The sequence below is a fragment of the Trinickia sp. LjRoot230 genome (assembly GCF_964253315.1).
In the GTDB taxonomy this organism is placed as follows: Bacteria; Pseudomonadota; Gammaproteobacteria; order Burkholderiales; family Burkholderiaceae; genus Trinickia.
The window spans coordinates 867585-880426 of record NZ_CAXUQX020000002.1 but is presented as its reverse complement, the minus strand read 5'-3'; the positions used below and the strand labels follow the sequence as shown (position 1 = coordinate 880426).

The following is a 12842-nucleotide window of genomic DNA, read 5'->3' as shown; positions in this document are numbered from 1 at the left end:
GCTTGTAGAATCCGGCGTTGAAGCAACGCACATCGTTCGTGTGTGCTTCATGCGTTCAACGACCAACAGGTAGGAGAAACATGTCGACTTCCGCAAAGAAGGTTGCGAAAAAGGCTGTCGCTGCATCGGCGAAGAAAGCAGCCGCGAAGAAAGTGCCCGCAAAGAAAGTAGCGGCTAAGAAGGTCGCCGTGAAGGCGTCCGGCGCAGCGTCGCCGATCAAGGACACCTTCACGAAGGCCTCGCTGGCTGCCCATCTCGCGGAGCGTTCGGCTGTCGAGCCGAAATCGGTGAAGGCGGTGCTGGCTGCGCTCGAGGACACGATCCTCGGCACGGTGCACAAGAAGGGCGCGGGCGAGTTCACGCTGTCGGGTCTGCTCAAGATCGTCGTGCAGGCAGTGCCGGCGAAGAAAAAGCGCTTCGGCAAGGACCCGTTCACGGGCGAGGACCGTTGGTTTCCGGCCAAGCCCGCCTCGGTGCGCATCAAGGCACGCGCATTGAAGAAGCTGAAGGACGCGGCTTCGGCGTAAAACCGCAAAACTGCAAGCCGCACCGCGGTTTTCAATCGAACCCCACCGGCGATTCGCCCGTGGGGTTTTTTCATGTGCAAGCCCACAAACGAAAAAACCGGCCGGGATCGCTCCCGGCCGGCTTGATATTGCTTCGGACTGCTAAATACCGCCAGCAGTCGCGATCGGTCGTCGAACCAATTAGAACTTGTGGCGAATACCGAGGTTGACGATCGCTTGGTTGTTCGTGCCGGCAAAGCCGTACGAACCAACCGACGCTTGCGCGCCAACGACAGCACCACCGGCCGTACGCGTTTCGCCGCTTGCATGTTGCCATGCGCCAACGAGGTAGACGTCCGTGCGCTTGGACAGCGAGTAGTCCGTGCCCAGCGAAACTTGGTGGTACTTAGCCGACGTATCGCCGCTCGACTTCGTGTAGCTGTAGCCGAGGCCAGCCAGCAGTGCCGGCGTGAACTGATAGTTCACGAAGCCCTGAGCCGTGTTGTACTTCTCGGTCGAACCAAATGCCGACCAGCCATCCGACTTGTACTGCGAGTTGCTGTAACCCGCGCCGAACGTCACAGCGCCGAGCGTGTACTGCGCAGCCACGCGAGCGATGTTGATCGACTTCGCCGTTTGGTAGCCGATGTTGATCGGGCCATCGAACGTGCCGCCCGACGTACCGTTCCAGCCGCCACCGGAGGCCGTCGCGACGCGTGCGCCGTTGTTGTTGTCAGCCTTGAAGTAGCCAGCAGCAACGCCGAGCGGGCCGTTGTTGTAAGCCGCAGCCACCGACCACGTTTGTGCCGCGCCCGTCTTGCCGGCAACGCCGCCCAGCGCATACATGCCTTCGAACTGGAAGCCACCGTAGTTCGGCGACAAGTACTTGATCGCGTTGTTCGTGCGCGAGCTGTTGTCGTAGTTGTCCACGTCGCCAGCTGTTGCGAACACGCTGCCGAAGTAGTTGTCAGCCGTGATGCCTTGAACCAGGTCGACGAGCGGATCGTACTGACGGCCCAACGTCACTGTACCGAACTGGGCGCTTTGCAGGCCGACGAAAGCCTGGCGACCGAATTCGCGGCCACCTTGGCCGAGCGTGCCGTCGCTAGTGTTGAAGCCGTTTTCCAATTGGAAAATCGTGGCGAGTCCACCGCCAAGGTCTTCTTGACCCTTGAGGCCCCAACGGCTACCCGACAGGTTGCCGTTGCCGACGGACCATCCGTTGTCCTTGCCAGATTGGTGATTCACGTACGTGAGCGACTCGTCGATGACGCCATAAAGCGTCACGCTGCTTTGTGCATGAGCAGCGCCAGCAGCGCCAAGCAGTGCGAGCGAGAGCGTCGACAGTGCGATTTTTTTCATCATTTCTCCACGCGAACGATTATGAAAGCTGTGTTGCGGAACGCAGAATAGCCCAATGTCCTCGCGCGGACGAACCGAAAAAAACAAAAGTGTCTCAAAAAGGAAACAGTGCCGAATCTAGGGCGACGAGCCGATTTTGCGCACTGTTGCGAAATGTGGGATTAATAATTTCATATTAGTTAATAATGAGAGGCAAGGCTGCGCGCACGGCTGGCGTTATCTGTGGACGGTTGCGGCCCGCTGCGCCCGCCGCTGCCGGTCGCGTGCTGCGCCGAACTCCGCGCCCAATAACAGGACAGCGGCCGAGAAATAGAGCCACATCAACAGCGCGGCCAGCGAACCTGCCGCGCCAAAGGCATTGGCCATGCCGGCATGCGCTAGATAGAGCGCGAAGAGCTTCTTGCCGCCGGTGAAAAGCAGCGCAGCCATGGTCCCGCCCGTCAGCGCATCGCGCCACTGGACGTGTGCGTCGGGCAGGAACTTGAGTAATGCAGCGAAAGACAACGCCAGCACGGCGAGTCCGAAAGTCAATTGGAGTACATCCCCGATTGCTGCGTAAGAGGTTCCTCCCCATAGCCATTCGCCGACGAACGAGATAACCGTGTCCAGCACGAGCGAGACGATCGCGAGGAATGCGACGCCGAGTACGAGCCCGAACGAGATGAGCCTGACTTTGACGAGTGCGACGACGCTGGACAGGCGGCTTGCCGCGCCGCTTGGCCAGACCATTGACAACGCGCTATTGAGCGCGGCGAACGTGGCCGAGGCGCCGAGCGCAAGCGCGGCGAACGAAACGAAGGCGGCGAAACCGCCCGTGCCGCTGTGCGTTCGGGCGTTGGCGACGATCATCTGCACCGCGGCGGCAGCGTCATCGCCAATCAATTGATGAACGTCATCGAAAATTTCACCGCGTATCGCATCCGCGCCGAAGAACCAGCCGGCGACCGCGATCACCATGACGAGCAATGGCGCAAGCGAAAAAGCCGAGTAAAAAGCGATGCCTGCTGCCATCGTCGTGCAGCGGTGTTCGCTGAAATGCGTGACGGCATCGAATAGGCATGCGCATTCGCGGCGAACGATGTCGCGTGAACCGCGCAGCAAGACTGTAGTCATCGCGTTTCCCCTGTCGACCAGAGTTGGCGCTTTAGCGCCTACTCTGGTCCCATGCAAAGCGGTCGACCAGAGTTGGCGCTTTAGCGCCTACTCTGGTCCCATGCAAAGCGGTCGACCAGAGTTGGCGCTTTAGCGCCTACTCTGGTCCCATGCAAAGCGGTCGACCAGAGTTGGCGCTTTAGCGTCTACTCTGGTCCCATGCAAAGCTGCACATCGCGTTATCGCGTACTACTCATCTCGCAGGGGCCATGCCAGTTCCGTCATGTTGCACTGCGATATCTACGGCTTCCGCCGTGGCGGGCGCGTGAACGGGTCCGAGGAATCCAAAACGATGCGAAACGCGTAATGGAGCGGGCAAGCTCGAGCATTGCGCCAGTGCCCGTTTTGCAAGTGGTGCTACCCGAGGTTGCGCTTGATCGCTGCCCGAATGAACGAAGCGAATCGTGCGGCTACCGGATCGTCGCCGGCCGAGCGCCATGCAAGCCCTACACGCCACGTTGCGTGTTTGCCACGCAATTGCAGTACCGTGGCGTCGCGCAGCAGATGCTGCGCGCGCGACGGAATGAACGCCGCGCCGACACCGGCGGCCACCGACGTCAGTACCGATTGAATGTCGTCAGCCCGTTGTGTCACCTGCGGAGCGAAGCGCCGCTCGTTGCACCAACGTTCGACCTGCGCCGCGAGCCCTGGCCCTCGCCCGCGTGCCAGCGCGATGAACCCCAACTCATTGAGCACGTTCAGATCAGACGGGAGTCGTTTGTAACGGGTGTGCGCGGGCACTGCGAGGGCCAGCCCTTCATCGATTACACGAAACGACGAAAGTCCAACGGCTGCCGGCAAACGCATGAACCCCACGTCGAGTTTGCCCGCAAAAAGACGCCGGCTTTGCTCGGCCGACGAGAGGTCGTATAGCGTGATGCCGACGTTCGGATGCAGCTTTCTAAACTCGCTGATGAGGCGCGGCACGATGTTCAGTACCGAAAGGCACATGCCGATGCGCAACTGCCCGGACCGGCCGCTCGCTGCTTCGCGCGCCCGGGCGAGGAGGTCGTCGGCGTCGTGCACGAGCGTCTCGGCATCAGGCAGGAAACCTTCGCCGAACGCGGTCAGTTCGGCGCCATGTCTGCCTCGCTCGAACAGCCTGCCGCCGAGGCTCGCTTCGAGCGCGCCGATCTGCTTGCTCAGCGCAGGCTGGCTCATATGCAAAGCAGTGGCTGCGCGGCTGAAGTGGCGCAGCTCAGCTACTGTCAGGAACGTCTTCAGCAGTTTGATATCCATTCCACAAAGTTATTTGATCGATCGAAACATTCATTTTACTTATTGAATGGCATGGGCTTCAATGACCTATCGATTCTTTCTGGGTTGCGCCTCATGTCCACCGCTTGTTCCTCGCGCCTGCATATTGCGGCAATGCCTTTTATCGACAACGATGGGCAGCGCGCATCTGGTGATATCTCGTTCGTAGCCGACCGGCTCGATGAAGCCGCGCGCGCCGGCATTGATCTCGCTGTGTTTCCGGAGTTGAACATGACGCCGGCGGTCGGCATATCGGCTGAACGACGGACGGACCTTGCTGCGCTGGCAGAACCAGTCGATGGACGCTCGATTCGCTTGGTACGCGCAGCAGTCGAGAAGACCGGGGTGGGGGCCGGCGTCGGTTGGATAGAGCGCGCGCCGGATGGCCGGCTTTTCAACAGCTATGCGATCTGTTTGCCGGACGGTGCGTGCCATTGTCACCGCAAGCTTTATCCCGCGGAGCATCCGCATTTGAGCCGCGGCGATCATCACACAGTGTTCGACACGCAGTGGGGCCTGCGCATCGGCATACTGACCGGCGGCGACAACCATTTGCTCGACAATACGCGCGCGGCCGCGCTGATGGGGGCAACGGTGCTGGTGGCACCGCATCGGTCCAGCGGTGGCGCGTATCAGAACTGTCACAACTACGACAGAAGCGTTGACCGCCTGGAACAAGCGGACGTCGAATGGCTTTTTCAGTCGATGCCGAGCCGAGCAGCCGATAACGGGATGTTCGTGATCGTTAGTAGTGCTGACGATGTGGCGGGCAGTGCGGGTGCCAACGGTAAAGCGATGATCGTCGATCCATGCGGGCGGATTGTGGCAAGTGCTGACGGCAGCGAGCGAATGATCGCGCAAGCGCGGATCGACCCGCATCTTGCTGAAACGAGCCCCGGCCGGCATTGGTTATCGACTCGACGGCCGGACCTCTATGGTGTGCTCGCGAGCGGGCAGCAGAGGGTGAGCCGACACGGCGGCGCGAGGGGCAGCATCGCGGTGAGTTTTGCGATTACGCCGCGGGTGCGGTGATCTCGCGCGGTGGTTGGTGTGCGACGGCAAAGCTTGTGCGCAGGCCAATTGAGCGCAGGATCTCGATGTCCGGCAAACATTGCTCTATCATTTCACCGGCAAACGCACTACTCAAATGAGCTACAATAAACACTCATTTGATAAGAGGGCGTTATGGCAATAACGGTTAGCGAGAAGCGCGCGGTCGGCAAGAAAATCTCCTCAAGACCGACCGCGACTGAAGTGACCCGTGGTGGGCGACGCGGCCCAATGCTGGAGCCTGCCGGGGCATCTCTCAAAAAGGCCCCGAAACGTGCCAAACCCGCAACCGTAGCCGAACTGCATCTCTTCGACTTCATCGGCGTCTATCAGGCAGCGCCGATGGAGCGGATCGAGTGGATCAAGAAAGGGGTAGGTGCGATCAACGTAGTCGACCTCGCCGATCGCTTGGATACCAGTAAAGAGCAACTGATGAAGGCGCTGGGCTTGCCTCGTGCCACGATCGATCGCAAGGCGAAAGCACATCAAAACCTCTCGACAGAGCAGGCCGAGCGGCTGATTGGCTTGTCCAAGCTGATCGGTCAGGTCCAGACCATGGTCGAGCAGTCCGGCGAGCCCGCTGGCTTTGACGCTGCTCACTGGGTCGGTCAGTGGCTCGATCGCCCGAATCCATCCCTCGGTGGGCGGCGTCCAGCCGAACTGATGGACACCGTGGCAGGGCAGGAGGTAGTAAGCAGTGTGCTCGCGAAGCTTCAGAGCGGGGCGTACGCATGACGGTTGCGTTTTGGCGGATTGCGACCGATACGCCCGAATACGCGGCTGATGATATGAATGGCGTAGGCGCAAAGCAGTCCGGCGGGCGCTGGAATCGCAAAGGCGAAGCGGTAGTGTACGCCGCGTCGAGTGTCGCGCTTGCGTGCCTCGAGACTATTGTCCATCTTGCCGGTGGTGACCTTCCATTGAATCGCTACCTCGTACGCCTCGACGTGCCCGACAAAGTCTGGCAGCGCGCGCAAATCATGACGGCGCAAACAGCGCCCGTCGGCTGGGACGCGATTCCGGCAGGCAAAGTCAGCCTCGATCTCGGACGGCGGTGGCTTGCCGATACGAGTGCATCGGCCCTTTTATGCGTGCCCTCCGTCATCGTTCGCGAAGAACTGAACGTGCTGATCAACCCTGCTCACGCAGACGCACGCGCAATTACTGCGATCAAGCTGCGGAAATGGACCTACGATGCGCGGGTATGGACCTGACGTTACGCCCCTGGGCAGGCCGGCGCACCACACCGCAATGACAACCGCAGAGCAAACCCTCTCATACCTCCGTTTGCCCCGTTCATCCGAGGGCAGAATGGTGTTGGGCTCGGCAAGCGTTTAATCTGCGATACATGCTCCACGCAAATTCGCAACGAGCAGCGTGTTATCGGAGACCAAGATGTTCCGGCTGAGCACATGGCTTTTTATTGGCAGCAACGCTTACGACGAATACACCTACGTGCCTTGGCTCGGTAAGAACATCTATCGCCGCACCGTCGATCTGCGGCACATCACCTTGCTTTGACCGTGCGACACGCGACGCGCAGCTTCGCTGCCGTCGCGTCTTTTTCGTGCGTTCCAAAAACGTTCAGGTTTCCTGAGCGCTGCTCGATTCCTTGGATCGCCCGATCATCCCAGCGTAAAAGTCCTCGCCGCATCCAATCCCTTGCGCAACATGCAATGACGCATTGTCGCGGCTGATCTCGAGCCGCGCCCCGGGCGCAACGCAACTAATGGCGATCGACCGCTCAAACGACGTCGTGCCCAAAATCTTTCAGCCCTGATTGCCATGGTCGTTCACCGGGAAGTATTGATCAGACGTTGCGGAGCCCGCGCAAAATTCGGAGGTCTGGCGTCACCCGTAAAAGGTAGGCCGGTGCTCGCCCGGCGACAAACATGCATGAGGACACTGCATGCCAACAATCAGTTGACCGCGTCATACCTCCGTATGGTCGCGGCACAGTGTTCGAGTTTGTGCTGCAGGCATCTTTCGACCCATCGGGTGCGGCCTATAATGGCTTTCAAAGAAAGGGAACGGCGGGCCGCAGACTATTTAGCGCTAGGCCTCGGTTCCATGAGGAGCCGGCATGGTATCGGTTCAGCATGCTGCATCGGTCGGCACAAAAGACGATTCGCCCGTTGTCTATGTCGTGGACGATGACGAACCGATGCGGCTTGCGTTACGCAATTTGCTGCGCTCGGTCGGGTTTGCGGTCGAAACATTCGGTGCCGTGCGGGACTTTCTGGTTTTTCCGCGACGAGCGGTACCCAGTTGCCTGATTCTCGACGTAAGACTACCGGGCGAAAGCGGCCTTGCATTCCAGCAGGATATGGCCAGCAGCGGCTTACGCATGCCCGTGCTTTTCATGACCGGCTACGGCGATATCGAAATGTCGGTCAAGGCGATGAAAGCCGGCGCGCTCAATTTTTTCTCCAAACCGTTTCGCGACCAGGACTTGCTCGATGCTGTCAACGAGGCGCTCATGCTTGATGCCGAGCGTTTGACCGCGGAGCGCTCTGTTACGTTGCTTAGGACTGCTTACGAATTGCTGACGCATCGGGAACGCGAAGTCATGGCCTTCGTGATTAGCGGCCTTTTGAATAAGCAGATTGCCGCTCGGATGAACCTAAGCGAGATCACCGTCAAGATTCATCGGGGCCAGGTCATGAAGAAGCTGGGCGCGCGTTCTGTGCCCGACCTGGTGCGAATGGCGCAGGCGCTCGGCGTCGAGCCGCTGCGCTGATCACGGTGGCCACGGTGGCGCGCCGGCCGCGCGCGCCAGGCACTGTTCCAGCGCGCGCGCATCGATTGGTTTTTCGAGCAATGCGAGCGCACCATTGGCGACGACACGCGCGTTCAATGCCTCGGTGCGCGATGCCGTGACCAGGATGGTCGGCGGCGCGTGCCCCGACGCCAGCAGATATTCGTGCAGTTCGACGCCGGACATGCCCGGCATTTTCACATCGGAAATCAGGCAGCCCGTTTCGACCGCGCTTGTTGCTGATTGCGTTGATTGTTGCGCTAGATAGGCTTCGGCGGATTCGAACAAGACGGTCGGCCACCCGAGTGAGCGCACGAGGCTGGCGGTAGCGAGGCGTGATGCCTCGTCGTCGTCGATGATGGAAACGGTTTGAACGGGTGGCATGAAGTGGCTCGACGGCCCGATGTTTTGTTGGCAGCGTAGCCCGGATGCCACCGGACGAACATCATACTGACGTATGTCATTCACGTCGGTCGGGGAGATGCAACATGGCAGACGGTACCGGCGAATCATCATCGCGCACCGAAGCAGCGCTGCGAGACAGCGAGGCGCTGTGGCGGGAAGTTTTCGAGCACAACCCCGTCATGTACTTCATGGTCGACGCCAACGGTGTCGTTCAGTCTGTCAACGGCTTCGGCGCCGCCCAGCTTGGCTACGAGGTCGATGAATTGATCGGTCAGCCGGTGCTGGGCGTATTTCTCGAAGCGGATCGACCCTTCGTCAAACGGAAGATGACGCTTTGCCTCGACGATCCAGGGCGGTCGCGCAATTGGGAGGTCCGCAAGGTCAGGAAAGACGGATCGTTGCTCTGGGTGCGCGAGAACGCGAAGGCGGTGAAGCGTGCCGACGGCTTTCTCGTGCTGATTGCCTGCGAGGACATTACCGAGCGCAAGGACGCTGAAGATGCACTGCGGCAAAGCGAAATGTATCTGGCCGAGGCGCAGCGCATCAGTCATACCGGTAGCTTTGGCTGGCGAATCGCCACCGGCGAAATCGTTTGGTCTGCTGAAACCTACCGAATCTTCGAATACGACCCTTCGCTCGAGCCGACCCTTGAGATCGCATTGGAGCGCACGCATCCGGACGATCGCGCGTTTGTCCGGCAGCTTCTCGAGCGCGTTGCGCGCCAACAAGCCAATTGGGATGTGGAGCATCGATTGATGATGCCCGACGGACGTATCAAAGACGTTCGCGCTGTGGCGCACGCTGTTCGAGACGGCGTAGGCAACCTCGAATTCATCGGCGCGGTCATGGATGTCACCGCATCGCATCGCGCCGCGCAGGATTTGAGCCGGGCTCGCGCGGAGTTGGCGCATGTGGCGCGCGTGACGACGTTGGGAGAAATGACGGCTGCGATCGCGCATGAGGTGAACCAACCGATTGCCGCAATGGTGACGGATGCTCAGGCATCACTCAATTGGTTGCGCCGGGAGCCTGTTGAGCTTGGCGAGGTTCGGCAAGCGCTCGATCGCATCGTGACGAACGGCAATCGCGCGGCCAATGTCATCGGCGGCATTCGTGATCTGGTCAAGAAGGCGCCGCCCCGCAAGGACGCCATTGATATGAATCAGGCGGTAAGCGAAATGATCGCGCTTACGCGGGCGGAGATTTCCGGCTCAGGTGTTTCTTTGGAAACGGCGCTTGCCAGCGATCTGCCGATGGTGGAGGGCGATCGAATCCAGCTGCAGCAAATACTGCTCAATCTGATCGTCAATGCGCTGCAAGCGATGAGCGCCGTGCCCCAGGAGCGTCGCAAACTGCGCATTACTACTGCTCACGCTGAGCCGGCGGGGGTGCTCGTATCTGTTCAAGATTTCGGGCCTGGCTTATCGACGGAGCTTATCGAGCGCGTGTTCGCGCCCTTCTATTCGACAAAGCCCGGAGGGCTCGGAATGGGGCTGTCGATTTGCCGATCGATCGTCGAGGCACACGAGGGGCGCTTGTGGGTCACGGCGAATGAACCGTATGGTGCGGTTTTCCATTTCACCGTGCCGGCCAACCCTCCTTTATAAGCGGGCAGCGGTTGCCTCGTAAAATTGGCATGCATGGCCCAATGCAGACTCCATGTCGCGCAGCTTGTCCTCCAGTTCAGACAGCGCGTGAATAGTGTCGTCGCGGTTTCGTGTCTTTGCATCGCCGGTCAAGGTTTGGTCGTATGACTGCACTATCTGCAAAAATCTTGCTTGAATTTGCTTCGCGGCCAATCCGGCTTCCTTGATCGCGCTTACTTGTAAATCGGCGAGCGATTCGTGCGCCGATCCTTCCAACGCACTAACGAGTTGCGGAATATTGGCATCTGCGGTGGCCTCGACGTCTCCGAGAAGATAACGAAAGAAGTCCTCAGAATCGATGGGCACTGCCGTACCGGCATAGACTGCATCACGTGCTTTGAGCAATTCGTCGCCACCGCGCGAACACTGCGTTTTGGCTGAGGACAGTTGCTCGAGCGCGCCGTTTATCAACGCGCGCGCCAGATCAATGCTGATACTGGCTTCGCCAGCGCTACTCGCCGAATGCCCAAGAGCAGGACGCGGCATTTCTCGTTCGTTGCTATGCTGTTTTACGAATTCTACGTAGCCACTAACATGAGTGCCATTTCCAACTTTGTATTCCGGTATCAGCGACAAGACTTTCAGGGACCCGACCTGGCCTGTCTCAACGAAGTTGGCTAGTTGCATGGCACCCGTGACGGCTCCCAACACGATCTTGCCGCCCGGCTTTAACAGGTCAGCCATTTTTTGGAGGGCGGCCAATCGGAATTCAGATGATTCACTGTAATTAAAGATGCTGTGTGCCGATAAAATTATGTCAAAGCTGTTTTCATCAAAGCCAGCGCTTTGCAGATCTACGTTAAATAAATAGGGTGCTGTTGGCAGCTCTTCTTGAGGATCGACGCCTACCGCGTCGGCTCCCCGCGTCCTGAGATCGCGCACGAACTGGCCGTATCCGCAGCCCACATCGAGCACCCTCATGCCGGGCTTTATCTCGCTCAGAATGCGCGTGGGATAAGCGGTATTGACATCATTAGGGCTCAAAGGCCCGACTAATATCTGCAAACCGCGGTCGGTCTTTTTATACCATTGATGCTGTTCGGGAAATTGCTCTGATCCTAGATGTCTCCATTCGCTCCGTTGCGTTTTTGATGTCCTATAGTCGTATCGGCTTACAGGTCGATTCACCAACTCATGGATTGCAGGAGCCCATTCTTCCTTCGGACTAAATACGCGTAGCACCGGCCTCGGCACGAGCCGGTGCAAATTTCGGGTGGGCGGCAGTTCGCCGGCACCGACGGACCCTATCCGTTCATGAACCCATACCGGTTGCGGCGGATTCCTTACTTCCACACCGAGATGCTGAGCTAACGCCTGTAGGTATTCCGGGTCCAGAGGACAACTCATGATGACGCTTGGGCGCACAGAGTGCCGAGCCCCGGCGTTGATTCGAGTTGCCAATTCGGCCGCATGCAGCGTATTCCCATCTTCGTCGACAGGCCAGTTCACGAGCCGTTCGGTGCCCGATCGTTTATCGCGAATCCATACTGCCCGCGTATCGACTACAGTCAGATGATGTCCGCTCGTATTTTTATAGCGGCTGACGGCCTCATAGAGCGGATGATCTTTCGGGAGCAGGATCAGATCGGGGGAGTGCTGCCACGTTCTTCGCGAGCTGCCCGGCGAGGGCACGGCCGTATGCAATGCGTTCGATGCGAGCACCATCATTCTGGGCGCATCGTTTGGCTTTTCAGGCACCGGTCGTCTCGTCGATTGCCGGAAGTCCGCCTTTGGACCTTCGGCAACGCTTCGCCTTGGGCGCAAAAGTTTCGCGAGACTCGGGTCGGTGGGCCAATACTGCGTGCTCGCTTGGAAAGCAGTGCGCTCTCTGCGCTTGCTAGCGCTATCGTCAGGCTGCTGCGACCCGCTGCGCCCGCTCCGGGCATTCATCGTGATTGCCATGGTGGTTATCCGACACGCGATATCATTATGTAACACCTAGGTTGACGAATCGGCCTGAGATGCGACGAAGTCATGGCATTCGATACGAACATAGCCGTCGCGAGTCGCCGCACATTTAACGATGTGTCGTAGTCTCCACCGATGGTGAATTAAGCCGCAAAAAAGCTTCGGTGGCATTGTTCGCGCGTTTCGTGATGTCGCGCGGCTGCAGCGGCGGGGCAACACCCAGTAGCAGGCGGATCATCAAATCGCTCAAAAGCAGCGCGCCAAACTGCTCCGTGAGTTCAGCAGGGCGGCCAGTGAGTAGCCCGCTAGCCCGAGCACCCGTGATGATTTTTCGTAGCGCCGTACGCATCGTTTCACGCCCGATCGAATCGAGCGTTTTTGCCACTTCGGGAGCATGGATAGCCTCAGCGATCGCGAGTCGGAACATGGCAACCACCGCTGGATGGCTGATCTCGCGAACGAGTTGAGCGCCGAATGATGTCAGCACGCGTGCGAGCGTCTCTCGCTCGCGTGGCACTGGAAGATCCGCTGGCGCTTGCAGCCGCTTGGCACGCTCGCGGATGCAGGCAATCAACATTTCCTGCTTGTTGCCAACCAATGCATAAAGCTCTCGCTTTGAAACACGTGCCTCGGTGGCGATTGCAAGCGTACTGCTTGCCGTGTAGCCATTTTTCGTAAATGCCATAAAGGCCGCTTCGAGAATGCGCCCCCGAATCGCCGTTCTATCGCCATCGTCCTGGCGTGAATTCGATGTCGAATTCGTAGTCACAACATCTCTCCTTGACTTTGGTACCGAAT

The 12842-nt window shown here is 59.1% G+C and carries 13 protein-coding genes; 7 read left to right on the top strand and 6 right to left on the bottom strand.

The window, feature by feature from the left end; all coding sequences use genetic code 11:
- Nucleotides 1-80: 80 nt before the first annotated feature.
- Nucleotides 81-527, top strand: coding sequence for an HU family DNA-binding protein (locus tag ACSQ20_RS22955; RefSeq protein WP_436024535.1), 447 nt, complete (start codon nucleotides 81-83; stop codon nucleotides 525-527).
- A 180-nt stretch (nucleotides 528-707) separates the two neighbouring features.
- On the opposite strand, the gene ACSQ20_RS22950 is transcribed toward ACSQ20_RS22955, so the two are convergent.
- The 3 genes from ACSQ20_RS22950 to ACSQ20_RS22940 form a co-directional block, all read right to left on the bottom strand.
- Nucleotides 708-1868: a porin gene (locus tag ACSQ20_RS22950; protein ID WP_436025829.1), complete on the bottom strand. Its 1161-nt coding sequence runs from the start codon at nucleotides 1866-1868 to the stop codon at nucleotides 708-710.
- 216 nt (nucleotides 1869-2084) lie between these two features.
- Nucleotides 2085-2981: a YihY/virulence factor BrkB family protein gene (locus ACSQ20_RS22945; protein WP_436024533.1), complete on the bottom strand. Its 897-nt coding sequence runs from the start codon at nucleotides 2979-2981 to the stop codon at nucleotides 2085-2087.
- Nucleotides 2982-3377: 396 nt separating this feature from the next.
- Nucleotides 3378-4259, bottom strand: coding sequence for a LysR family transcriptional regulator (locus ACSQ20_RS22940; RefSeq protein ID WP_436024531.1), 882 nt, complete (start codon nucleotides 4257-4259; stop codon nucleotides 3378-3380).
- A 132-nt stretch (nucleotides 4260-4391) separates the two neighbouring features.
- On the opposite strand from ACSQ20_RS22940, the gene ACSQ20_RS22935 reads away from it, so the two are divergent.
- From ACSQ20_RS22935 to ACSQ20_RS22915, 5 genes are all read left to right on the top strand, one after another.
- Entirely contained in the window at nucleotides 4392-5309 is a 918-nt protein-coding gene (locus tag ACSQ20_RS22935; RefSeq protein WP_436024529.1) for a nitrilase-related carbon-nitrogen hydrolase, read from the top strand.
- Nucleotides 5310-5462: 153 nt separating this feature from the next.
- A complete protein-coding gene (gene parS / locus ACSQ20_RS22930) occupies nucleotides 5463-6062 on the top strand; it encodes a type II RES/Xre toxin-antitoxin system antitoxin (RefSeq protein ID WP_436024527.1) in 600 nt (199 codons plus the stop codon).
- Nucleotides 6059-6541, top strand: coding sequence for an RES family NAD+ phosphorylase (locus tag ACSQ20_RS22925; RefSeq protein WP_436024525.1), 483 nt, complete (start codon nucleotides 6059-6061; stop codon nucleotides 6539-6541). Before parS ends, ACSQ20_RS22925 begins: the two co-directional genes overlap by 4 nt.
- 181 nt (nucleotides 6542-6722) lie before the next feature.
- Entirely contained in the window at nucleotides 6723-6848 is a 126-nt protein-coding gene (locus tag ACSQ20_RS22920; protein ID WP_436024523.1) for a hypothetical protein, read from the top strand.
- A gap of 562 nt (nucleotides 6849-7410) precedes the next feature.
- Nucleotides 7411-8067 (top strand): response regulator transcription factor, encoded by a 657-nt coding sequence (locus tag ACSQ20_RS22915; protein WP_436024521.1) that lies wholly within the window; start codon nucleotides 7411-7413, stop codon nucleotides 8065-8067.
- Here the strand turns inward: ACSQ20_RS22915 and ACSQ20_RS22910 are convergent, their stop codons facing one another.
- Nucleotides 8068-8469: a response regulator transcription factor gene (locus ACSQ20_RS22910; protein WP_436024519.1), complete on the bottom strand. Its 402-nt coding sequence runs from the start codon at nucleotides 8467-8469 to the stop codon at nucleotides 8068-8070. It abuts the gene before it with no gap.
- A gap of 104 nt (nucleotides 8470-8573) precedes the next feature.
- On the opposite strand from ACSQ20_RS22910, the gene ACSQ20_RS22905 reads away from it, so the two are divergent.
- Entirely contained in the window at nucleotides 8574-10097 is a 1524-nt protein-coding gene (locus tag ACSQ20_RS22905) for a PAS domain-containing sensor histidine kinase (protein WP_436024517.1), read from the top strand.
- On the opposite strand, the gene ACSQ20_RS22900 is transcribed toward ACSQ20_RS22905, so the two are convergent.
- Together ACSQ20_RS22900 and ACSQ20_RS22895 are read right to left on the bottom strand one after the other, a co-directional pair.
- Complete coding sequence (locus ACSQ20_RS22900) at nucleotides 10092-11804, bottom strand: class I SAM-dependent methyltransferase (protein WP_436024515.1); 1713 nt, start codon at nucleotides 11802-11804, stop codon at nucleotides 10092-10094. The two genes, ACSQ20_RS22905 and ACSQ20_RS22900, sit on opposite strands and share 6 nt — an antisense overlap.
- Before the next feature lie 349 nt (nucleotides 11805-12153).
- Nucleotides 12154-12813 (bottom strand): TetR/AcrR family transcriptional regulator, encoded by a 660-nt coding sequence (locus ACSQ20_RS22895; protein ID WP_436024513.1) that lies wholly within the window; start codon nucleotides 12811-12813, stop codon nucleotides 12154-12156.
- Between the last annotated feature and the right edge of the window lie 29 nt (nucleotides 12814-12842).